This is a genomic window from Faecalibacter sp., from assembly GCF_057177045.1.
Map to the genome: position 1 here is coordinate 1,864,747 of NZ_CM169987.1, position 23,005 is coordinate 1,887,751.

At 36.3% G+C, this 23,005-nt stretch carries 14 protein-coding genes, 3 tRNA genes and 3 rRNA genes; 5 read left to right on the top strand and 15 right to left on the bottom strand.

Translation table 11 applies throughout. The features are described 5' to 3' along the window. The first annotated feature begins 21 nt into the window (after nucleotides 1-21). On the top strand, nucleotides 22-678 hold the full coding sequence (locus tag AC1QSP_RS08715) for a phosphatase PAP2 family protein (RefSeq protein ID WP_484078368.1): 657 nt from the start codon (nucleotides 22-24) through the stop codon (nucleotides 676-678). Then, a complete protein-coding gene (locus AC1QSP_RS08720; protein ID WP_484078369.1) occupies nucleotides 675-1,460 on the top strand; it encodes a nitrilase-related carbon-nitrogen hydrolase in 786 nt (261 codons plus the stop codon). The genes AC1QSP_RS08715 and AC1QSP_RS08720 overlap by 4 nt, the downstream gene beginning before the upstream one ends. Nucleotides 1,461-2,001: 541 nt before the next feature. Here AC1QSP_RS08720 and rrf read toward each other — a convergent pair. The 7 genes from rrf to porQ form a co-directional block, all read right to left on the bottom strand. Next, nucleotides 2,002-2,109: ribosomal RNA gene (gene rrf, locus AC1QSP_RS08725) — 5S ribosomal RNA — on the bottom strand. 146 nt (nucleotides 2,110-2,255) lie between these two features. Further along, nucleotides 2,256-5,036 (bottom strand): 23S ribosomal RNA (locus tag AC1QSP_RS08730). Between the two features lie 216 nt (nucleotides 5,037-5,252). Further along, nucleotides 5,253-5,326: transfer RNA gene (locus tag AC1QSP_RS08735), tRNA-Ala, on the bottom strand. A 34-nt stretch (nucleotides 5,327-5,360) separates the two neighbouring features. Continuing rightward, nucleotides 5,361-5,434: transfer RNA gene (locus AC1QSP_RS08740), tRNA-Ile, on the bottom strand. Nucleotides 5,435-5,553: 119 nt separating this feature from the next. Then, nucleotides 5,554-7,070: ribosomal RNA gene (locus tag AC1QSP_RS08745) — 16S ribosomal RNA — on the bottom strand. Together the 16S, 23S and 5S rRNA genes with 2 tRNA genes alongside form the textbook arrangement of a ribosomal RNA operon. A 967-nt stretch (nucleotides 7,071-8,037) precedes the next feature. Then, nucleotides 8,038-8,727 carry a (d)CMP kinase gene (cmk, locus tag AC1QSP_RS08750; RefSeq protein WP_484078370.1) on the bottom strand — a complete coding sequence of 230 codons (690 nt, stop codon included), beginning with the start codon at nucleotides 8,725-8,727 and terminating at the stop codon, nucleotides 8,038-8,040. A 53-nt stretch (nucleotides 8,728-8,780) separates the two neighbouring features. Next, nucleotides 8,781-9,806: a type IX secretion system protein PorQ gene (gene porQ, locus AC1QSP_RS08755; RefSeq protein ID WP_484078371.1), complete on the bottom strand. Its 1,026-nt coding sequence runs from the start codon at nucleotides 9,804-9,806 to the stop codon at nucleotides 8,781-8,783. 321 nt (nucleotides 9,807-10,127) lie between these two features. Between porQ and AC1QSP_RS08760 the strand changes: the two genes are divergently transcribed. After that, the gene (locus AC1QSP_RS08760) at nucleotides 10,128-12,203 is read left to right on the top strand and encodes a DUF2339 domain-containing protein (protein ID WP_484078372.1); all 2,076 of its coding nucleotides are present in this window, start codon (nucleotides 10,128-10,130) and stop codon (nucleotides 12,201-12,203) included. Here the strand turns inward: AC1QSP_RS08760 and AC1QSP_RS08765 are convergent. After that, nucleotides 12,200-13,504 carry a mechanosensitive ion channel family protein gene (locus AC1QSP_RS08765; protein WP_484078373.1) on the bottom strand — a complete coding sequence of 435 codons (1,305 nt, stop codon included), beginning with the start codon at nucleotides 13,502-13,504 and terminating at the stop codon, nucleotides 12,200-12,202. The two genes, AC1QSP_RS08760 and AC1QSP_RS08765, sit on opposite strands and share 4 nt — an antisense overlap. A gap of 156 nt (nucleotides 13,505-13,660) precedes the next feature. Between AC1QSP_RS08765 and zupT the strand changes: the two genes are divergently transcribed. Further along, nucleotides 13,661-14,458 (top strand): zinc transporter ZupT, encoded by a 798-nt coding sequence (gene zupT / locus AC1QSP_RS08770; RefSeq protein WP_484078374.1) that lies wholly within the window; start codon nucleotides 13,661-13,663, stop codon nucleotides 14,456-14,458. A gap of 36 nt (nucleotides 14,459-14,494) precedes the next feature. Here the strand turns inward: zupT and AC1QSP_RS08775 are convergent, their stop codons facing one another. From AC1QSP_RS08775 to AC1QSP_RS08790, 4 genes are all read right to left on the bottom strand, one after another. After that, nucleotides 14,495-16,240, bottom strand: coding sequence for an N-acyl-D-amino-acid deacylase family protein (locus tag AC1QSP_RS08775; protein WP_484078375.1), 1,746 nt, complete (start codon nucleotides 16,238-16,240; stop codon nucleotides 14,495-14,497). 61 nt (nucleotides 16,241-16,301) lie between these two features. Further along, the gene (locus tag AC1QSP_RS08780) at nucleotides 16,302-16,655 is read right to left on the bottom strand and encodes a hypothetical protein (protein WP_484078376.1); all 354 of its coding nucleotides are present in this window, start codon (nucleotides 16,653-16,655) and stop codon (nucleotides 16,302-16,304) included. A 223-nt stretch (nucleotides 16,656-16,878) separates the two neighbouring features. Continuing rightward, nucleotides 16,879-16,958: transfer RNA gene (locus tag AC1QSP_RS08785), tRNA-Leu, on the bottom strand. Between the two features lie 53 nt (nucleotides 16,959-17,011). Next, nucleotides 17,012-17,794: an MBL fold metallo-hydrolase gene (locus AC1QSP_RS08790; RefSeq protein WP_322971655.1), complete on the bottom strand. Its 783-nt coding sequence runs from the start codon at nucleotides 17,792-17,794 to the stop codon at nucleotides 17,012-17,014. Between the two features lie 39 nt (nucleotides 17,795-17,833). Between AC1QSP_RS08790 and AC1QSP_RS08795 the strand changes: the two genes are divergently transcribed. Next, nucleotides 17,834-19,276 (top strand): TonB-dependent receptor, encoded by a 1,443-nt coding sequence (locus AC1QSP_RS08795; protein WP_484078377.1) that lies wholly within the window; start codon nucleotides 17,834-17,836, stop codon nucleotides 19,274-19,276. 240 nt (nucleotides 19,277-19,516) lie between these two features. Here AC1QSP_RS08795 and recA read toward each other — a convergent pair whose 3' ends face one another. From recA to AC1QSP_RS08810, 3 genes are all read right to left on the bottom strand, one after another. After that, nucleotides 19,517-20,575 carry a recombinase RecA gene (gene recA, locus AC1QSP_RS08800; RefSeq protein ID WP_484078378.1) on the bottom strand — a complete coding sequence of 353 codons (1,059 nt, stop codon included), beginning with the start codon at nucleotides 20,573-20,575 and terminating at the stop codon, nucleotides 19,517-19,519. A 12-nt stretch (nucleotides 20,576-20,587) separates the two neighbouring features. Next, entirely contained in the window at nucleotides 20,588-21,043 is a 456-nt protein-coding gene (gene bcp, locus AC1QSP_RS08805) for a thioredoxin-dependent thiol peroxidase (protein ID WP_323674079.1), read from the bottom strand. A gap of 116 nt (nucleotides 21,044-21,159) precedes the next feature. After that, entirely contained in the window at nucleotides 21,160-22,992 is a 1,833-nt protein-coding gene (locus AC1QSP_RS08810) for a mechanosensitive ion channel family protein (RefSeq protein ID WP_484078379.1), read from the bottom strand. Nucleotides 22,993-23,005 lie beyond the last annotated feature (13 nt).

The following is a 23,005-nucleotide window of genomic DNA, read 5'->3' on the forward strand; positions in this document are numbered from 1 at the left end:
TTGTATACCAATTGTTGTTCTATGCAAAACAAAGACATCATCCAAAGAATATGGCCTTTCTTTTTATTCTTTTTTATATTTATATTCCTTGGGTTAGCACTTATCCAATATTTTGGTCGCAATCAATTGCATTTAGCCATCAATCAATATCATCATCCGATAGCAGACCAATTTTTTAAATTCTATACTGAATTTGGTACCACAGGAATGTTTATTTTATTAATATTCTACATCGTGTGGAAAAAGAACTGGATCACACTTGGCTACATTGCCATCACTGAAATTATTGCTGGACTATTTAATGTATTTGTAAAAAAAGCCTTCTTTAAACATGTACATCGTCCATCTTATTATTTTTACCAAAATAATATAGAGCTTTATCTACCTGCAGATGCACAATTACAAATTCCTTATACATTTCCATCAGGCCATACGCTATTAGCGATTATCATTACGATGACATTATGCACTATGACGAACAATCGTTTATTACAAGGTATTTTTTCTTTGCATTTCATCGGTATTGCCTACAGTCGTATGTATCTTTCAAAACATTTTATGATTGATACATTAGGTGGTGCAGTGCTTGGAATGTTTACGTTTATTTTAGTATTTTATTTACTTAATAATTCCAATAAAAAATTTCTTCATCACCCTATTATTAAACAAAACAAATGATTGAAAATAAAGCAAATTTAAAAGTTAGTCTTATCCAATATGACGTCATTTGGGAAGATGCCAAGGCGAATCATAATTATTTGGATAAATTGCTAGAAGGGCATGAATCAGATCTCATTTTATTACCTGAAATGTTTGCTTCAGGATTTTCTATGGCTGTAGATAAAATTGGTGAGAAACCTTATGGACCGACCTTCGAATGGATGAGAAATAAAGCCAATACATTAAATTGTGCGATTGCAGGAAGTGTTTCCACCTTAGAAGGGGATAAATATTATAATCGCTTTTATTTCATAAGTCCTAATAATGGAATATATATCTACGATAAAAAACATTTGTTTTCATACGGTAAAGAAGCCACAGTCTATTCAGCAGGTGATAAAATTGTAACGATTGATTACAAAGGCTGGAAAATACGTCCTATCGTTTGTTATGATTTACGATTCCCAGTTTGGATTCGAAATACGGAAGAAAATCCATATGATTTATTGCTATGCAATGCCAGTTGGCCAAAAGCGCGCCGAGAGGCTTGGATTTCGCTTTTAAAAGCACGAGCGATTGAAAATATGGCATATGTTGCTGGAGTAAATAGAATAGGTGTAGATGGCTATAATTTAGAATATAAAGGTGATTCGCATATGTTCGACACCTTGGGAGAAGAACTAGAGGTAATCAATACACATCCTGAAATTTTACAATTCGAAATTGATAAAGAAAAACAGGATAAAACACGTCAGCATTTTAATTTCTTAAATGATCGTGACTCCTTTTATTTTGGATAGCTCAAGAAAGGCATAATTACAATTAAAAAGATTAATCCAACTTTATAATAATTTGAAATCGGCTACTGAGACTTTTACAGTGCCGATTTTTCTTTATCCATAAGAAACTATTAAATTCTCTTCAAAACATAACAATCGCTAATGTAGGAGGCATATGACCAACGTAAATTTATAACTTTTAGTGATTCACTAATCATTTTACTTTTTACATTTTACAAAATCCAAAACGTATTACGTAAAACATACCACGTAAAACGAAGTTAGAACAAAAGTAAATTTTTCACTTTTCACTTTTCACTTTTAGCTATTCACTAATCTTTTTACATTTTACAAAAACCAAAACGTATTACGTAATGCGTAAGACGTAAGACGTAAGACGTAAGACGAAGTTAGAACAAAAGTAATTTTTCACTTTTCACTTTTAGCTATTCACTAATCTTTTTGCTTTTTACAAAATAACGTAAAGCATAAAGCCTATAGCCTACAGCTTATAGCATAAAAAAAATCCCCAACCAAATAAATGATTGAGGATTTAAATAAAGACTGGCGGCGACCTACTCTCCCGCAATAGCAGTACCATCGGCGCTGAAAGGCTTAACTTCTCTGTTCGGAATGGGAAGAGGTGAGCCCTTTCGCTATAACCACCCTAATTTCTTAGTTATTTTTAATTAGGTTTTGTTCCTAATATATTTTTGACATTATTAGATACTTGATATCATTTACTCTTGCTTATACAATCCAGTATACAATTCAAATAAGATTAACTAACCTTCTCTATGACGGTTAAATTAATATTTGAAAAAGTTTATGGGTAATTAGTACTACTCGACTTTGACATCACTGCCTTTACATCTATAGCCTATCAACGTGGTAGTCTGCCACGACCCTTTAAAGAAGTCTAATCTTGCGGCGAGTTTCGCACTTATATGCTTTCAGTGCTTATCTCATCCAAACGTAGCTACTCAGCGGTGCACCTGGCGGCACAACTGATACACCAGAGGTTTGTTCAACACGGTCCTCTCGTACTAGAGTCAAGTCCGCTCAAACTTCTAACGATCACAACAGATAGAGACCGAACTGTCTCACGACGTTCTGAACCCAGCTCGCGTGCCACTTTAATGGGCGAACAGCCCAACCCTTGGGACCTTCTCCAGCCCCAGGATGTGACGAGCCGACATCGAGGTGCCGAACCTCCCCGTCGATGTGAGCTCTTGGGGGAGACTAGCCTGTTATCCCCGGAGTACCTTTTATCCTTTGAGCGATGGCCCTTCCATACGGAACCACCGGATCACTATGTCCTGCTTTCGCACCTGCTCGGCTTGTTGGCCTCACAGTCAAGCACCCTTATGCCATTACACTCTACGCACGGTTACCAAGCGTGCTGAGGGTACCTTTGAAAGCCTCCGTTACTCTTTTGGAGGCGACCACCCCAGTCAAACTACCCACCATGCACTGTCCTTCTATCTAGAAGTTAGGCTCCAAGTAAATAAAGGGTGGTATTTCAACAATGACTCCACAAATCCTAGCGAACCTGCTTCATAGTCTCCCACCTATCCTACACATTATTTACCCGAAGTCAATACAAAGCTATAGTAAAGGTTCACAGGGTCTTTTCGTCCCGTTGCGATTAACCGGCATCTTCACCGATACTACAATTTCACCGAGCTCATGGTTGAGACAGTGCCCAGATCGTTACACCATTCGTGCAGGTCGGAACTTACCCGACAAGGAATTTCGCTACCTTAGGACCGTTATAGTTACGGCCGCCGTTTACTGGGGCTTCAGTTAAGAGCTTCGCCGAAGCTAACCCCCTTCCTTAACCTTCCAGCACCGGGCAGGTGTCAGACCCTATACGTCATCTTTCGATTTTGCAGAGTCCTGTGTTTTTGATAAACAGTCGCCTGGGCCTTTTTACTGCGGCTGACTTACGCCAGCGACCTTTCTCCCGAAGTTACAGGTCTATTTTGCCTAATTCCTTAACCATGACTCACTCGAGCGCCTTAGGATACTCTCCTCGACCACCTGTGTCGGTTTACGGTACGGGCTGCACATCTCGCTATTTCTTGGAACAATTTTCAGAGGATTATCACGCCACCCGAAGGATTTGTGTACTATCCCTGCTTTACGCAGGTTCAACGTGCTATTCCGTCAGCACGCACCTCCTACAATCATTCGTCACTTTTATTGAGTGCAGGTACGGGAATATTAACCCGTTTGCCATCCACTACCCCGTTTGGGTTCGTGTTAGGACCCGACTAACCCTAAGCTGATTAGCATAGCTTAGGAAACCTTAGTCTTACGGCGAATAAGTTTCTCACTTATTTTATCGTTACTCATGCCTACATTTTCTTTTCTAAAAGCTCCACCACCCATTACCAGGTGACTTCTGCGCCGTTAGAATGCTCCCCTACCAGTCATACATAGTATGAATCCATAGCTTCGGTAATATGCTTATGCCCGATTATTATCCATGCCGGATCGCTCGACTAGTGAGCTGTTACGCACTCGTTAAATGAATAGCTGCTTCCAAGCTAACATCCTAGCTGTCAATGCAATCCAACCGCGTTTTTTCAACTTAGCATATATTTGGGGACCTTAGCTGATGGTCTGGGTTCTTTCCCTCTCGGACATGGACCTTAGCACCCATGCCCTCACTGCCTAGAAACATATATTAGCATTCGGAGTTTGTCAGGAATTGGTAGGCGGTGAAGCCCCCGCATCCAATCAGTAGCTCTACCTCTAATATACTTCACTAAACGCTGCACCTAAATGCATTTCGGGGAGTACGAGCTATTTCCCAGTTTGATTGGCCTTTCACCCCTACCCACAGGTCATCCGAAGACTTTTCAACGTCAACCGGTTCGGTCCTCCACTTTGTGTTACCAAAGCTTCAACCTGCCCATGGGTAGATCACAAGGTTTCGCGTCTAATACCACTGACTCTATCGCCCTATTCAGACTCGCTTTCGCTTCGGCTCCGTACCTGAAGTACTTAACCTTGCCAGTGACATTAACTCGTAGGCTCATTATGCAAAAGGCACGCCGTCACACTTACGTGCTCCGACCGCTTGTAGGCGTACGGTTTCAGGTTCTATTTCAACTATCTATTCGATATGCTTTTCACCTTTCCTTCACAGTACTAGTTCACTATCGGTCTTTGAGGAGTATTTAGCCTTGGAAGATGGTCCTCCCATATTCGGACAGAATTTCTCGTGTTCCGCCTTACTCGTTATCAACAATATAAAAATTTCATTTACGGGACTATCACCCTCTTCGGTTAACCTTTCCAGGTTATTCTACTATCCTTATAATGTCTTTAGGGCTAATCCGCGTTCGCTCGCCACTACTTACGGAATCTCAATTGATTTCTTTTCCTATTGGTACTTAGATGTTTCAGTTCCCAACGTTCGCTCTCTAATAAATTAGAGTGACATGTCTTCAACATGCCGGGTTGTCCCATTCGGAAATCTACGGATTAATGCGTATGTGCCGCTCCCCGTAGCTTATCGCAGCTTATCACGTCCTTCATCGCCTCTCAAAGCCTAGGCATCCGCCGTACGCCCTTAGTAACTTTTTTCATAATTTAACCGTCATAATAATGAGCGGTTATGTTAATCTTACTCGTTTTTGTTTAATTGTATACCTTCAATTTGCCGAATTAAATCGTTTAATTATTTAATTCTATATTGCTTTGATTAATTTCTTAATCTCTGTTTGATTGTATGTCGTTAACAATTTCTTGTTATCTTTTTCTAATAATGTCAATGAACTCTTCTTGTCCGTTAGGACTTCGTGGAGAATATCGGAGTCGAACCGATGACCTCTTGCGTGCAAGGCAAGCGCTCTAGCCAGCTGAGCTAATCCCCCTCTTTTTACGTATTACGTACAACGTTAAACGTTGTAGTCTCAGGCAGACTCGAACTGCCGACCTCTACATTATCAGTGTAGCGCTCTAACCAGCTGAGCTATGAGACTCTTTAATACTCTTAAAGAGTGGTCTTTGTAATATATGTTTTTGAAATCAATTTTGACAGTAAATAAAACCGAATTAAGGTCAATCTTCTATAAATAGAAGAAAATTCGTCGTTCTCTAAAAATGAGATGTTCCAGCCGCACCTTCCGGTACGGCTACCTTGTTACGACTTAGCCCTAGTTACCAGTTTTACCCTAGGCAGCTCCTGTTACGGTCACCGACTTCAGGTACCCCCAGCTTCCATGGCTTGACGGGCGGTGTGTACAAGGCCCGGGAACGTATTCACCGCATCATGGCTGATATGCGATTACTAGCGATTCCAGCTTCATAGAGTCGAGTTGCAGACTCCAATCCGAACTGAGATAAGTTTTCGAGATTCGCATCCTGTCGCCAGGTAGCTGCCCTCTGTACTTACCATTGTAGCACGTGTGTAGCCCAAGACGTAAGGGCCGTGATGACTTGACGTCGTCCCCACCTTCCTCTCAACTTGCGTTGGCAGTCTCATTAGAGTCCCCGTCTTTAAACGCTGGCAACTAATGATAGGGGTTGCGCTCGTTGCAGGACTTAACCTAACACCTCACGGCACGAGCTGACGACAGCCATGCAGCACCTTGCATTCTGTCCGAAGAAATATCTGTTTCCAAATACGTCATTATGCATTTAAGCCTTGGTAAGGTTCCTCGCGTATCATCGAATTAAACCACATGCTCCACCGCTTGTGCGGGCCCCCGTCAATTCCTTTGAGTTTCATTCTTGCGAACGTACTCCCCAGGTGGGATACTTATAACTTTCGCTTAGCCACTGAACTTGCGCCCAACAGCAAGTATCCATCGTTTACGGCGTGGACTACCAGGGTATCTAATCCTGTTCGCTCCCCACGCTTTCGTCCATCAGCGTCAGTTGAGGCTTAGTGACCTGCCTTCGCAATTGGTGTTCTGCGTAATATCTAAGCATTTCACCGCTACACTACACATTCCAGCCACTGCAACCTCACTCAAGACCAACAGTATCAATGGCAGTTCCATCGTTAAGCGATGGGCTTTCACCACTGACTTATTGGTCCGCCTACGGACCCTTTAAACCCAATAAATCCGGATAACGCTTGCACCCTCCGTATTACCGCGGCTGCTGGCACGGAGTTAGCCGGTGCTTATTCATATGGTACCTTCAGCTACTCACACGTGAGTAGGTTTATCCCCATATAAAAGAAGTTTACAACCCATAAGGCCGTCATCCTTCACGCGGGATGGCTGGATCAGGCTTTCACCCATTGTCCAATATTCCTCACTGCTGCCTCCCGTAGGAGTCTGGTCCGTGTCTCAGTACCAGTGTGGGGGTTCACCCTCTCAGGCCCCCTACAGATCATCGCCTTGGTGAGCCGTTACCTCACCAACTAGCTAATCTGACGCATGCCTATCCTACTGCGATAAATCTTTCAAAATCTCATCATGCAATGAAATTTATTATAAGGTATTAATCCAAATTTCTCTGGGCTATCCCTTTCAGTAGGGCAAGTTGCATACGCGTTACGCACCCGTGCGCCGGTCTCAAGACAGCAAGCTATCTCTACCCCTCGGCTTGCATGTGTTAAGCCTCCCGCTAGCGTTCATCCTGAGCCAGGATCAAACTCTCCATTGTAAATAAATATTGTTTGAAGCGTTAGCTTCTATGTTTTACAACTTCGAATTTCCTTATGACTCTATTATTTAAGGATTGACCTAATTTATATTCGGCTTTTATTTCTTCTGTCTATATTGTAATTTCAAATGAACTTCTCTAGTCAAGCAAACTTCTTTCGTTGTTTGCGGTTGCAAAGGTAATACTTATTTTTAAACTGCAAAATCTTTTTTCAAAAATTTTTGAAGTTTTATTTTTTCAAGACTTTATTAAGAATAATCTTAATTCTCATCTCTCATTAATAAGTTACTTCTTCGCGATTTCAAGTTTTCAATACTACTCTTCTTTCGTATTGAGAGTGCAAATATAGCGCAACATAATTCGTTTTTCCAAATGCTTTTGTGAATTATTTTCACTCTTATCCCTAACTCACTGAACCTCGGTGAAATATTTTTTAAAGTGTTTTATGTTTTGGGTTAATAGCTATGGGATAAAGGTTAGTAAAATACAAATTGATATACTGTCTATACCTTATACTGCCTTTATCCTGCCTTTATCCTGCCTTTATCTAGGGAGTATCTATTAAAAAGACTGCGAGCTTTTATATTTAATGATTTTATTATCGAAATATTGAAGCTTAGAATTTTTGACAAATTTTATGCGTCTTGCCACTTATCGTCTTACTTCTCGATAAAATTTTATTCATTTCATTTCGAAAATTACTCGAAGTGACGGATAGGTTAGAAGAAAAGTAAATTTTCACTTTTAATTTTTCACTTTTCACTTTTCACTTTTCATATAATACAAAACCCCAGTACACCTAACCACTTAAATAAGACGTAAGATATAATATCAATCTGTCAGATCACATTCTCGAATTCTCAAATTTTCACATTCACCAATTTATGACATCTATATTCAACCATTATAAAGACGTATTAAATTTCATGAAATAAAAAAAGCACCTCTAAAAGGTGCTTCTGATATATTATTTTGTATAATTTGAAATAATTTGCATTACGGTTTCAACGGTTTCCTCTAAATTAAGATTGGAGTTATCCACTTCAATGGCGTCTTCTGCTTTACGTAAAGGTGAGTACTCTCTCGATGAATCAATATGATCTCTTTCTTGGACATTTGCTAATACCTCCTCAAAAGAAATATTTTTTCCTTCGCGTTCATATTCTAAGAAACGACGCTTTGCACGAATTTCTGCAGATGCTGTAATAAACAATTTTAAGTCTGCATTTGGAAATACTGTTGTACCGATATCACGACCATCCATAACAATACCTCCTTTTTCTCCCATTTTTTGTTGCAATGCTACACAATAATCGCGTACCTCTGGAATAACAGCAATAGGACTAACCATCGAAGACACTTCTAACCCTCTGATCTCATGCTCCACATTCCTATGGTTTAAAAATGTTTCGTTTCGATTTGAATCAGGATTATATCTAAATTCAATGTTAATTTCAGGTAAACGAGGTACTAATTTTTCTACCTCTACCTTATTATCTACGATATATTCATTCTGTAGGGCAAATAAAGTAACTGCTCTATACATTGCACCACTATCGATATGAGTATATCCCAAGTTTTTGGCAATGATTTTTGACAAAGAACTTTTCCCTGTCGATGAATGACCATCTATCGCTATAATTAAATTTTGTTTCATTTATAAGATGAATAGTCGACAAATATAAGGAATTGTTTAGAAATAGAATGCGATTAACGCCATGGGCTACTTCTCCAATAATCTCTACCTTGAATTAGTCGATCCAAATTGATTAATAAACTAAAGTGATTTGCTCCACCCGAAGTATGATAATTGCTATGACCAAACTCTATACGAAAAGCATTCATACGAAGACCAAAACCATACGTCAGTCCCGAGAAAGAACGAATTCCATCTACAGCCAATTCATTTCCACGTTTGAAATTATAACCTAAACGTAAATTAAAGTCTCTACCCGGAAAGAGTTCAGCTCCCACTGCAATATGATCTGCTATTTTTCTTCCAACGTTCACTTCTTGTCCTGATTTATTATAGGATTGTGAAATATCAAATTTTTGTAAGTCGTGTAATGTTAAATTCAGTTCTAAAGGAACATATTCTAATTCATGAGCAATCCCTAAATTCACTTGAAATGGCATAGGTTCTACTTTCCCACTGTAGGTTTGAATTTGTTTTCCAATATTCTTAAAAACTAAACCAATCTTTACACGATCATCAAAGTCATGATAAGAAACTCCAATATCTGCAGCAACAGCAGAGGATTTATACGTTTCGATGGTTGAATTAATGTATTTAAGATTTGCACCCACTGTCCAATAATCAGCTATTTCGCGTGCATAACCTAAGGTAATTGCTGCATCTTGTGCTTTAAAGTTACCCGTTACAGTACCTATTTCATCTGTACCCACTATATCCCCATAATCTAAATATTGACCATTTATTGAGATATAATCGTAATCTGAAATTCGATATACGCCCGAAAATGTTGCATTTTTTACATCAGCAATCTGCGTTAAATAATTTACAGCAAATTGTCCGTGCATTTCGGCATTCATCAACGCGGGATTAGCTAATGCATTGTTGGGATCAGCATCCCAAGCGGTTACATTATACCCTCCTAAAGCAGTTTGACGAGCAGAATTGGATAAGTTCAAAAATTCATATACGCGTGTACCATCTTGAGCTGATACAGCTAAAGTCGAAAAGAGAAACAATAATGTATATAAATTTTTAAACATGAAACAAATTTATACTTTTTGTAGATATAACGTAAACAAAATTATTTTGGTATAAAGCGTTAAAAATTGAAGATGCATTTTGAATATAAGTATATTTAAATCACTTAATTAATACTTATGGGGATTATCGCACTCATCGTCATCTTTATTATCGTCATTCTTTTTCAGAAAAAAATAAATAAGCTGGAGAATCAAATTGATGACCTCAACGCACGAATAAATCATATCAGAGAAGAACTTGATCAGAAAAATCAATGTGAGAAGACCTCGCATCAAAAGCTTCAATCGGAAAATATCCCTAGTTCCCTTTATCATGTTGAAATGCATGAAACATCTCCGCCATTATCAAAACTCACATCAGCAAATGAAATCCCTCAACATTTAAAATCTAATCCATCTCCTTTACCCTCTGCTCCAACTTTTATTGAAAGAACGATCGATTTTTTAAAAGAAAATTTTTTAACTATCGTTGGTATCATCACTTTAGTACTTGGAATAGGATATTTTGTAAAGTATGCCATTGATCAAAATTGGATTAATGAAACCCTACGGGTTGTGATTGGAATTGGAATTGGATTTCTTATCATCGGAACAGGCCACTATCTGCGGAAAAAATATTCAGTTTTTTCATCGATTGTGGTCGGTGGTGGGATATCCGTCTTGTATTTTACCCTTACCATTGCTTTTCGAGAATACCACATGTTTGCTCAACAACTGACTTTTGTACTTCTTGCCTTCGTGACTCTCTTATCGATCATACTTTCTTATATATACAATCAGCAAACCTTGGTGATCTTTTCAATTTTGGGAGGATTTGCAGCACCGCTCATGGTCAGTACAGGAGAAAGTAACTATATTTTCTTGTTTACATATTTGGGCATTTTAAACCTCGGAACATTATTTATTGCATGGAAAAAAGATTGGATCGTTATTCGATTCATAGCATTTATACTAACCGCACTATTCTTTATTTTTTGGGCCGTAGAACCTACCCATCAAGTGATTTTTCTTTTTTTAATGCTTTATTACTTTATGTTTACGATTTCTTCTCTTTTGCCTTACCTAAAAGGAAAGCCATTTGATACGAAACATATCATCTTGTACATTGCCCAAAACTTTTATTTCGTTGCGATCGGAATATTAAGTTACACCCATTATTACACATCGTTTATATCAATTGCTCCTTTCATCGCAATGGTTACTAATTTTATTGTATTAGGATTAACCTATCGAAAAGATATTGTATTAAATAATGTTTCGCTCAGCCTAGTCATCGCATGGGTCACTTTATGCATCGGTATTGAATTTGATGCACATATAATTCCAATTCTTTGGGCCATTCAATCTACATTATTGTTGTATTTATGGAAACGTTTGAATAATCCAATATTCAAAGTTGGATTTATCGCCCTCGTTCCTTTCTTTATCATTTCCTTATGCATCAATTGGTCGAATTATATTTTTAATGATACCCATTATGCGTTAATCTTTAATCCCATTTTTACGAGCAGCAGTTTTGTATTTATTTGTTCCATCATCAACATCTATCTGATAAAAGATTTTCAAGATACAGAACGAATTTTTGGTTTCAATCTATACTCGGCTAAAAATGTCTTTTCGATTGTTTCCATTTTGTTCATGTATTTAGGACTTTTGTTTGAAATCATTTATCAAACCGATAAATACTTTAGTGCGCATTTTGTAGCCGGTATTGCACTACTTTATTCCATTTATTTTATATCAATCATTCTGATGTTTAATCGGGCATTTAACATTAACACGTACACTAAATATAGCTTAGGGATTATCAATTTTGGATTAATGTTAATTTATCCACTCATCATACAAATTCATTCCGAAATTCTTCTCGAAAATCAACCCTTGAGTTATTATATCTTCTATTTGCTGTATGTGATTCCTTTTGGATATTTTAGTTTTCAATTTTTCAATCAATCGGAATTTAGATTGCTTAAAAAAAATCAATTTAATCAATGGTTTGTATTTATAGTTTCAGCATTTATTATTAGTTACGAATTGTTTAATTTTTATATGATTGTCTCAACACCACGAAATGATTTACAAACTTTCAATCATCATGAAACCATCTATCGTATGGTCATTTTACCTATTGTATGGGCTATTATGGGATTTGCATTGATCAATTTTGGGTATAGGAAAGGGGAAAAAAATCTACCCCTTATGGGATTTGGACTTTTCGGATTAATTGTCATAAAATTATATGTCATTGATGTTTGGGAAATGAGCAGTGGATTACGCGTGATTTCTTTTATTGTTTTAGGAATACTTATTTTACTTACTTCGTTTATGTATCAAAAATTAAAACAAGTCTTCAATCAATTGTTTGAAGCACAAGATGAAAAAAAAGGTGAATCTTAAGATTCACCTTTTTTTATTTCAATATGATTTACTAACCCTCGGATATCATCTGATGCAGGAAGCTCAAAAATCTCGAGTTTAAAAAAAGGAACTACGGCAAACAAATGATCAAAAATATCACCAACGATCCCTTCAAATTCGACCCAAACGGTTGTATTTGTAAACATAAATAACTCAATCGGTAATCCATGTTCGGTGGGTTGCATTTGACGAACGATAAAATGATAATCTTTATGAATGTGTGGATTTTGATAAGTATACGCTTTTATATACTCTCGAAACAATCCGATATTCGTCATTCGACGACCGTTCACTTTCATGGTCGGATCAAATGAATTCTTATCATTAAACGCTTTGATTTCTTGAGAACGTTGTTCGATGTAAGACTTTAAAAGATCAATTCGTTTTAATTCCTCAATTTCATGTTCTTCTAAAAATCGAATCGAAGACATTTTCAGGTTAATTGATCGTTTAATACGACGTCCCCCTGCATTTTGCATTCCACGGTAATTTTTAAATGAATCCGAAATCAATGCATAAGTTGGGATGGTCGTAATGGTTTTATCAAAATTTTGAACTTTTACGGTACTTAAATTAATTTGAATCACATTTCCATCAGCACCATATTTTGACATCTCGATCCAATCTCCTACACGAACCATATCATTCGAAGAAACTTGTATACTTGCCACAAATCCGAGAATCGAATCTTTAAAAACTAACATTAAAATAGCCGAAGCCGCTCCTAATGAAACCAAAAAAGATTTTGGCGACTCGCCCGTAATGATGGAATACGTTAAAATTCCTCCTATACTGTATAAAATTATACTTGCAACTTGAAGATAACTGTCCAAAGGTTTATCAGCAAATGCTGACTTTGTTTTCAATAAATCTCTAAAAGCTTTTAAAATATTAATTAAAAGGAGGCAAACTGTAAGGATTAAGGCGATGTCGACTATTTTTATCGAATAGATGATCCAATTCGGAAATCCCATAAAAATCAATGGTACAGCCGCTTTTGCAACAATAATGGGAACCAGATGAGATATAAATTGTAAAACTTTATTTTTAATCAACAGATCATCCAATTGGGTTTTACTTCGACTGATAAAATCAGTTACTACTAATAAAAGCACTTTTCGTAAAACATAATCTACTGCATATAATACAAGAAGTAATACCAAAGACAGTAAAACTGAGGTTACCATATAGGTATAATACGTGGACAATCCCAAGGTAAGTACAAAATCCAAAAAATTATTATACACATCGCTCTGCAAACTCTTATCTAATATTTCCATTCTTCATTATTAATCCGAACAAAAATAACCATATCTCTAAAATAGTTGCTTAAAATGATAAAACACAGCTATTTTTTTTCAACTTAAAAAAGTAATTCTGCTTTTTATATTCGGTTTAAAATAATTCTAATAAATTTGTTTAGTAAATCTAACAATATGAACAACCCTTTTTATTTTGCATTCGGCTTGACCTTATTAGCAGGTTTATGTACGGGTGTGGGAAGTATTCTTTCGTTAGTGTACAAAAAGTTTAACCCCAAGTTTCTAGGCGGAATGCTTGGTCTTTCGGCTGGAGTTATGCTTTATGTTTCATTTGCAGAAATTATTAATAAAGCCAAAATCTCATTAACTGAAGTTTTTGGAGAACAATTAGGCGCAATATATACGGTTATCGGTTTTTTCTCTGGTATTTTAGCGATCATTCTTATTGATAAATTAATTCCTTCCCACGATTATGATCATGAGGATGAAAACGCATCTTCGGTCAAAGGAAATCAAAATCAAAAATTATATCGTCTGGGAATTTTTTCAGCATTAGCCTTAGCTATTCATAATTTTCCTGAAGGATTAGCCACTTTTATGAGCGCTATTAATGAACCTTCTTATGGATTATCAATTGCTTTTGCAGTAGCTGTTCATAATATTCCTGAAGGAATAGCAGTTGCCATTCCGATTTATTATGCAACGAAATCACGAAAGAAAGCTTTTTGGTATTCTTTTTTATCTGGACTTGCAGAACCTATTGGAGCATTAATTGGGTATTTTATCCTAAGGCAATTTTTCGATGATTCAATCTTCGGAATTATATTTTCATCCGTTGCAGGAATCATGGTTTATATTTCGTTAAATGAGTTAATACCAACGGCTCGAGAATATGCGGGACAAAAAATCACCATGTGGGGTATATTAGTCGGAATGCTTATTATGGCCATCAGTTTATTACTATTCATATAACAAAAAGCTCATCCGGTAAGGATGAGCTTTTTTAATTTAACTCGCCTTACGAGGCAGAAATCGACCAAATTTTTTATTTTTTCCATAGCCTTCAACAAATTCCTCATTGTGAAATATAATTTTTCCATTGACCAATACATAATGAATTAAACCTGGGTTTCGATTGACTAAACGAGGATAATTATCAAATTCTTCGATTGGTTGTTGCTGCACTTCATCTGTCACGCGGGAAAAATGATTTGGATCTATTACAACCAAATCGGCACGCTTTCCTTCCGCTATATAGCCACAATCCAAATTAAACCAATCGGCCTGCTCTTTTGTTAAACGCCAAATGCATTTTTCCATAGACATCATAGGATTTCCTTTATCTATCGAATCCTTTACCCGTTTCATCATTTGCAGATTGAAATTGTAAAATGCCATATTATTGAGATGCGCACCAGCATCAGAAAAACATAAAAAATTATGGGGATAATTATACAAATGCTTATAATTTTCTTCGCGATCGTTGGCCAATGTAGTTGTCCAAGAAATTTCTTTATCATAAGTAATCACTAAATCTAAGAAGGTATCCACCGGATGCTCTCCGCGTTCTTCCGCGATTTGATAAAAGTTTTTGCCTATGAGAGAGTCGTCTGGACATTTTAAAATATAGGCTATACTCAAATCCTTATGCCAAACTTTAGGGGCAAATTTATTTTTAATTTCTTTCTTAAAATTTTCGCGGAATGATGGATCCCGGATCAACGCATTACGTTCATCAATGTTTTTAGCTAAATGGCGCATGGCTTCTCCAGAAGGAAATTCTTCAAACATTACCGAATCGACTCCATCATAATAGACGGTAAATGGCACAGGAGGTGATTGCATTCGGAAATCAGCATTCATCCAATTGACCAATTTAACGGCACGTGACACAAACGGATAAATGTATCGATCCCCAATCATATCCATCAAAGCAATCATGGTTGTTTTCAATGGCTTTCGGAAGATTCCCATACTAGCCAGCATGTAATTAATAGCACTCACACGGGTCACTAGATTAGGAGCACCTTGTAAAACAGCATCTTTTTTTCGCAATAATTCAATTAAATTTTTACGTTCTTTCCATGAAGCATAAAAAGAAGGTGTTTTATGGGACCAATATTTATCGCCGTCCATCTTATCCCAAGGATTATCCATCGTTGAAAGACCAACAAATCCTTCATCTAAAGCTTCTTCTAACAATTGTTCCATCAATTGTCGTTCTTGCTTTGTCGCTTCAACGTTGTCTTGTACCGAACGTTGCATTCCCATTGCTCTAATCCTCAAATCCGAATGTCCAATGAACGAAGCCACGTTGATACCTAAAGGTTTATTTTCGATGTAGTTTTTCCATTCTTTGACATTTTTCCACGATTTTTCACGTTCCATTAAAGGGAGCATGACTTCCCTTGGAATGGCTTCAACCCTTGTAAAGCAGTCGCTAGTTTCTTCTGGATTATTATAAATGGCCGAAACCGAACAACTTCCTAAAATAACTGTTGTTATTCCATGTCTCGCTGATTCCTTTAAGCCAGGCGAAGCAATAATTTCAGCATCATAATGGGTATGACAATCGATGAATCCGGGTGTAATCCATTTTCCCGATGCATCTATAATATGACAATCTTGTTCAAGAAGGGGATCAGAAGATATCTTTTCTATAATTCCATCTTCTCCAATCAGAAGATGTTTTATGGCTGCCTTCTCATCTTTATCTCCCGAATAAAGGCGTCCATTTTTTATTAATATTCTCATTTTAAATCGTTTGTGGTTCTATTAAAAATAAGAATTTATTTGATATAATGTTTCGTATCAATTAAATCAATTCAGAAAACTTTCTGTAATAGGCTTCCCGCTCAATAAATTTCTTTTTGGTTTTAATGTATGGATCCACTTCAATGGCATCAATCATACAAGGATCGGCATTCAATAATAAGACAATGGCAACATTATAAGCTTTTTGATCTGAGCGGACAAAATAAGTATAAGCTAAATCCAAAGTCTCTTCCATCGATTTGTTTGTGATTGGATTAACTCCTGAAACATTAATGGTATAATATTGTTTTCCATCCCATGAGTTTGGATATTGCTCCATACTCACCTTTTTTATTTTGATGTAATCTTTTACACTCAGTACAACAACCACAATATGGTATGAGATATTCTTCATTTTCTAAAAACTTTTTGGCGGAAGTTGCCTGTTCGTAGATTAGGAGATAAAATTGATCGGCTTTTGCATGAATTGGGAGCAGAATAAACATAAGAAATAATAAAATCCATTGCATAAATGGTTGGTTTTTAATAAAATCAGCAAAAAACACCCCACAATAAGCCATTGAAAATCTTAATTTTATGAAATAAAAAAGCTCGAAACGATGTTTCGAGCTTTCTTGTACCTGGAGCGGGAATCGAACCCGCACTCCGAAGAACACGAGTTTGAGTCGTGCGCGTCTACCAATTCCGCCATCCAGGCGTCGGAGTTATGAGTACAAATATAAGTGCAAGTTTTATTTTACCAAACGTTTTTTACAAAATAATTTCTAAAGTATCGTAAGCCAACTCCATTCCGAGTGGAAGTTCTTGATTTACTTCATCATGGAAACCCATGTAATGAGAAATATGGGTGAAATATGTTTTACGTGCTCCCACTTTTTTAGCATATTCAATGGCTTCAGTCAACAAAATATGCGAAAAATGTTCTACTTCTTGGCGCAAAGCACTAATCACTAATACTTCTACCCCTTTTAATTTTTCTAATGATTCTTCGGGAATGGTCTTTACATCCGTTAAATATGCAAATTTTTGATCGATGATGTAGCCTAATATAGGCAGTGTCCCATGGTAAATTTTAATGGGCTCGATTTCAAAACCAAAAATGTGGAAGATATCTTTTTCTACAGCATTTTCTATGACCGTGGGTACTCCAGGATATTTTACTTCCTGAAACATATAATTAAAACGGTTGTGCAATTCATTCAACACACGTGCTAAACCATATACCGGCATATCTTTCCCTGATTTGAAAACCAATGGTCGAATATCATCTAATCCTAACACATGGTCGGTATGCTCATGCGTAAATAAAATTCCATCCAAACGTTGGGCATTGGCCCGCAACATTTGCTGTCGAAAATCGGGACCGCAATCTATCGTTAATACTTTATCGTCCTTTTCTAGCAGGATAGAAGAGCGTAGCCGCTTATCTTTCGGATTATCAGAGAGACAGACCGGATGATCACTTCCAATAATTGGGATTCCTTGTGAGGTTCCCGTCCCTAAAAAATGTATTTTTAATTTTGATTTAGCCATAATTCTTTGGTAAATTTACTGCAAACAATTGATTTTTTTATGGCTTTACAACAAGTTCTTACGCCCAAACAAAAGGCTTTAGAAATTAATCTTAATCCGAAAATTTACGGCTCGTTTGCTGAAATTGGTGCAGGACAAGAAACAGTTCGATTTTTTTACCGAGCTGGTGCTGCTTCGGGTACTGTTGCAAAGGCAATGAGCGCGTACGACAAAGAAATGTCTGATTCCATTTATGGTGTTGAAGAAAATAAACGTTACGTGACGCAAGCTCGTTTAAAAAAGATGCTGGACCACGAAATTGACTTGATGAGACAACGCTTAACTCATGATATTTACCAAGAGAAAGCTTTCTTTACTTATGCCAACACTGTAACAACGATTGATTATGCGAAGAAAAACGAAGGACACGGCTGGGTGGGAATTCGTTTTAAACTGAATGTTGAAGATCAAAAAGCGAACGAAATTATTTTACACGTTAAATTCAAAGAGAATTCGGCTCAATTGCAGCAAGAAACTTTAGGGGTTTTGGGTGTGAATTTGATTTATGGGGCTTACAATTACTATGATAATCCGCGTCGTTTAATCAATTCTTTATACGACACATTAGATAAAGACCAATTGGAAATTGATATGATTAATTTCCGTGGACCTCAATTTAAATATGTGGATAACCGTTTGATGTCGTTGCAATTGGTGAAGAATGGAATGACGGATGTTGTGGTATTTAATCCTGAAGGAAAAAATATTTTACCTGCCGATTTATTGTACAAGAAAAACATTTTTGCCATTCGAGGTTCTTTCCGTCCATTTATGAATGTGAATATGGACATGTTTAAAGGAGGTTTAGAAATCTTTAAACAAGGAGAAGGCATTACCAAAGCCAATACTGAGATTTTATTTGAAATTACCCTTTCTAATTTAATGGCTTCTGGAAAAGAAGGTCAATTGAATGAACGGGATTTCTTGGATCGTGCTGACATTATTGGAAAATTAGGATATAATGTTATCATTTCTAATTTTTCTGAATACTATAAATTAACGGATTACTTTACGAAGTTTACCCGCAACAAAACTAAAATTGGTTTAGCCATGGGGGTTAACAATTTATTGGAGATTTTTAATGAGCAGTATTATGATAATCTTCCCGGTGGAATTATGGAAGCCTTTGGTAAATTGTTTAAGAAAGATGTTAAAATCTACTTGTATCCGTATTTAGACAAAGAAAAAGATTTGCTTTTAACGTCTAAAAACTTAAAAGTATCCGACAACTTACACGAGCTATATAAATTCTTCTTGTATAATGGTCGAATCGAGGATATTTTAAATTATAATAAAGAATATTTACACTCTTATTCACGTAAGATTTTAGAAAAAATTGCGAAAGGAGAATCCGGTTGGGAATCGGAATGTCCTGAAGGAGTAGCCGAAATGATTAAAGAACGAGGAATGTTCGGTTATCGTTTAAAATATATTTTAGAATAATTATTGGTTCTTAATGGGTAAAAGTGGATGCTATATGGATGAGCATTCTGAAAGTTTACCCCATTATTTTGAGCACAATCTGAGCATCACTTCAAGTAATTTAATCTTCGTTACTGTCATTTCATTAAAAACATGCTTTGGATTTTAATTTCTAATTTAGAGATTCACAGATAAAAAAAAGCCTTTCCAATTGGAAAGGCTTTTCAAGTCATTATAATAAAAATTCATTCAACGAATTAATTATTCAGCGAATAAAGCATCTTCGTCTGCAGGATTGTCCACTGATGGTTTTCCTTCCACTGGTTCTCCTTTGATTAAAGCTACAATTTTAGCTTCAATTTCTTCACATAATTCAGGATTATCTTTTAATAATTCTTTCACGGCATCACGACCTTGCCCTAACTTGCTGTCGTTGTATGAATACCAAGAACCTGATTTTTGAACAATTCCTTTCTCAACACCCATATCAAGAACTTCTCCTACTTTAGAGATACCTTCTCCATACATAATGTCGAATTCCGCTTGACGGAAAGGTGGCGCAACTTTGTTTTTTACCACTTTAACTTTTGAGTGGTTACCGATGACCTCATCTCCATTTTTAATTTGAGTTGAACGACGGATATCTAAACGTACAGAAGCGTAGAATTTTAAAGCATTACCTCCTGTTGTTGTTTCAGGATTTCCGAACATTACTCCAATTTTCTCACGTAACTGGTTAATGAAAATTGCTGTACAGTTTGTTTTATTAATAGTCGCTGTTAACTTACGTAAGGCTTGAGACATTAATCGAGCTTGTAATCCCATACGAGAATCACCCATTTCTCCTTCAATCTCTGCTTTTGGTGTTAAAGCCGCAACCGAGTCGATCACAATAATATCAATCGCACCTGAACGAATTAAGTTATCAGCGATTTCTAAAGCTTGTTCCCCGTTATCAGGTTGAGAAATAATTAAGTTTTCTACATCTACACCTAATTTTGCAGCATAGAAACGGTCAAAAGCATGCTCTGCATCGATAAATGCTGCAATACCACCTGCTTTTTGTGCTTCAGCAATAGCATGTAATGTTAACGTTGTTTTACCTGATGATTCAGGTCCATAGATTTCGATGACACGTCCTTTAGGGTAACCTCCTACTCCTAAAGCGATGTCTAATCCTAAAGATCCTGAAGGAATCACTTCGATTTTATCATCGACAGCAGAATCCCCCATACGCATTACAGTTCCTTTACCGTATGCCTTGTCCATCTTATCTAAGATAAGTTGAAGCGCTTTCTTTTTATTATCTAAATCGCTCATTATATTATTTCTTTATTTTTCTAAAATTTGTTTTGCGTGTTCTTTTGTTTTTACTTTTTCGATCACATCCGAAATTGTTCCATTTTCATCGATGATAAAAGTCGTACGATGAATGCCATCGTATTCTTTTCCCATGAATTTCTTAGGACCCCATACACCAAAAGCTTCGATAACTTCACGATTTTCATCGGCTAATAACGGAAAAGGCAATTCGTATTTGATGGCAAATTTCTTTTGTCTTTCAACTGAATCAGCACTTACTCCTACTATTTGATATCCTTGTGCTTTTAAAGCATTTTCATTGTCTCTTAAATCACAAGCTTCTGCTGTACAACCTGGTGTACTTGCTTTAGGATAAAAGAAAACAACTAACTTTTTACCGGCATAATTCTGATATGAAACAGTATTTCCATCTTGGTCGATTCCTTGAAAATCCGGAACTTTATCTCCTACTTTTAACATTGTTATTTCTTTTATGAACTACTCGTAAAAATAAGGATTTAATCTTAAATTTTTGGTTCAAAAATCGTTTATTCCTTATTTGTAGTACAAAGATACGGAAGTAAAACGCCAAAAAACGTCGCTTAGTTTTTATCCGAATTATTTTTTTTCATTTGAATATCAAATGGATAGTTCTTATATGTCGGAGGAACTTGCCCTTCTGGATATTGCGCTTCCGCTCCACTACGAACAGACATGAAATGCGGTGACATTAATTCAATTCCCGCTAAATTAAATTCGTTGATTAATTCCCTCCTTAAATCCGAATAAATAAAATCTTGGCGATTGGCATGTTTGATGTACGCATTGATTTGATAGGTTACATAAAAATCATCCAGCTTTTGTTGAAATACAAATGGTTTTGGATTCTTCATGATTTCGGGCACATTGTTCGCTGCTTTTATCGCAATATCATGTACTTTTTCCCAAGCAATATCATATCCAATGGCAAATTCGGTATAAATAATTAATCCTTTCTTTGAAGCATCTGTACTATAATTTAAAGTATGACTATTCATTACTGTTGAATTGGGAACAGAAATGATTTCATTTTTAATTGTTCGGATTCGAGTCACCAACAAATTTCTTTCGATAATTTCACCCGTGACATCGCCGATCTTTACATAATCTCCATTCGAAAACGAACGGGTATAGGTTAAAAGTAAACCCGCCATAATATTTCCTAAAGCACCAGCTGAACCAAATGTGACTAAAATTCCGACAAATACTGATACTCCTTGAAAAATAGGCGACTTCGCTCCTGGTAAATAAGGGAAGATTACAATCATCATAAAGATCAGTAACAACACTTTAAAAATTTGATAAGTCGGTTTTGCCCACTCTTTGTAAAATCCATTAATGGTTAATCGCCCATCTTCCAATTCCATCATGATGAATTTTAAAAATTTAAACACAAATCGAAAGACTGTAACAATTACAAGAATTGTCAAAAGATTCGGGAGATAATCGATGATTGCTCGCGCCATTTTACGCAATGGTTCGATGATATTATCCAACAATACTACTGTATACCCTTGTGTTGTGGGGAAGAAATTAAATAAAATCGGTAGGGCCAAGTAGATCAATAAAATAATTACTAACCATCGAATAATTCCAAGTCCAAACCAAATGTATTCGATTTGTTTATTGATGTTTAAAACTTTCAGATTCTTTTTCACCAATGGTGCAAAAACAACATCTTTCTTTTCATACAATTTCAGTTTCAACCAATGATTGAATTTATTGATCAAATGAATTAAACATCCCAAAACAAATAAAACGATCATCGCATAAAAAGCACCTTTGGCAAGTGTTGGTAAGCTGACATCTGCGCGATGCTTTTCTATTGCACTCCCTATAATTTCCAAATGTTTTTTTGCTAGAGCTTCTGGTGTGGTGTTTTCCCACAATGCATCCTGAAGGCTGATGCTCGAAATCATGTTCTTATTGGAATAGATTAAGAAGGTATTGTCATCTTTTGATAATTTGATTGAATCCTTCGAAAAATCATATTGTTTGGATAATTCTCGAATTTTTTCTTCCAACGCTTGCGCACGTTCTTTGGTTGAAAATCCTCCTACTCCACGGTATAACATAAATAATGTATCCTGGAAAGGTATTACAGGCACTCCTTTATTTATTTTTCGAAGAGAATCTATTTTCGTTTTTTGACGAATTAAAGACAAGGAATCTCGGCTTTTTAAGAAGTTTAGTTCCTTTAATAACCCCTCTTTATCTTTTGAATTGGTCTGAATGGTTAATAAACGATTTTCTAATTCGATTCGTTTAATGGAATCTTCTTTTCGTTGTTGAGAGAACTCGATTAAACGTTTCTCTAAATTTTTCTGAACAGTATCTTGAGCCAATAAACCTACTGTCAATGAAAACAATAGAAATATAGAAAAGATTTTTTTCATGCGATCGATTTGA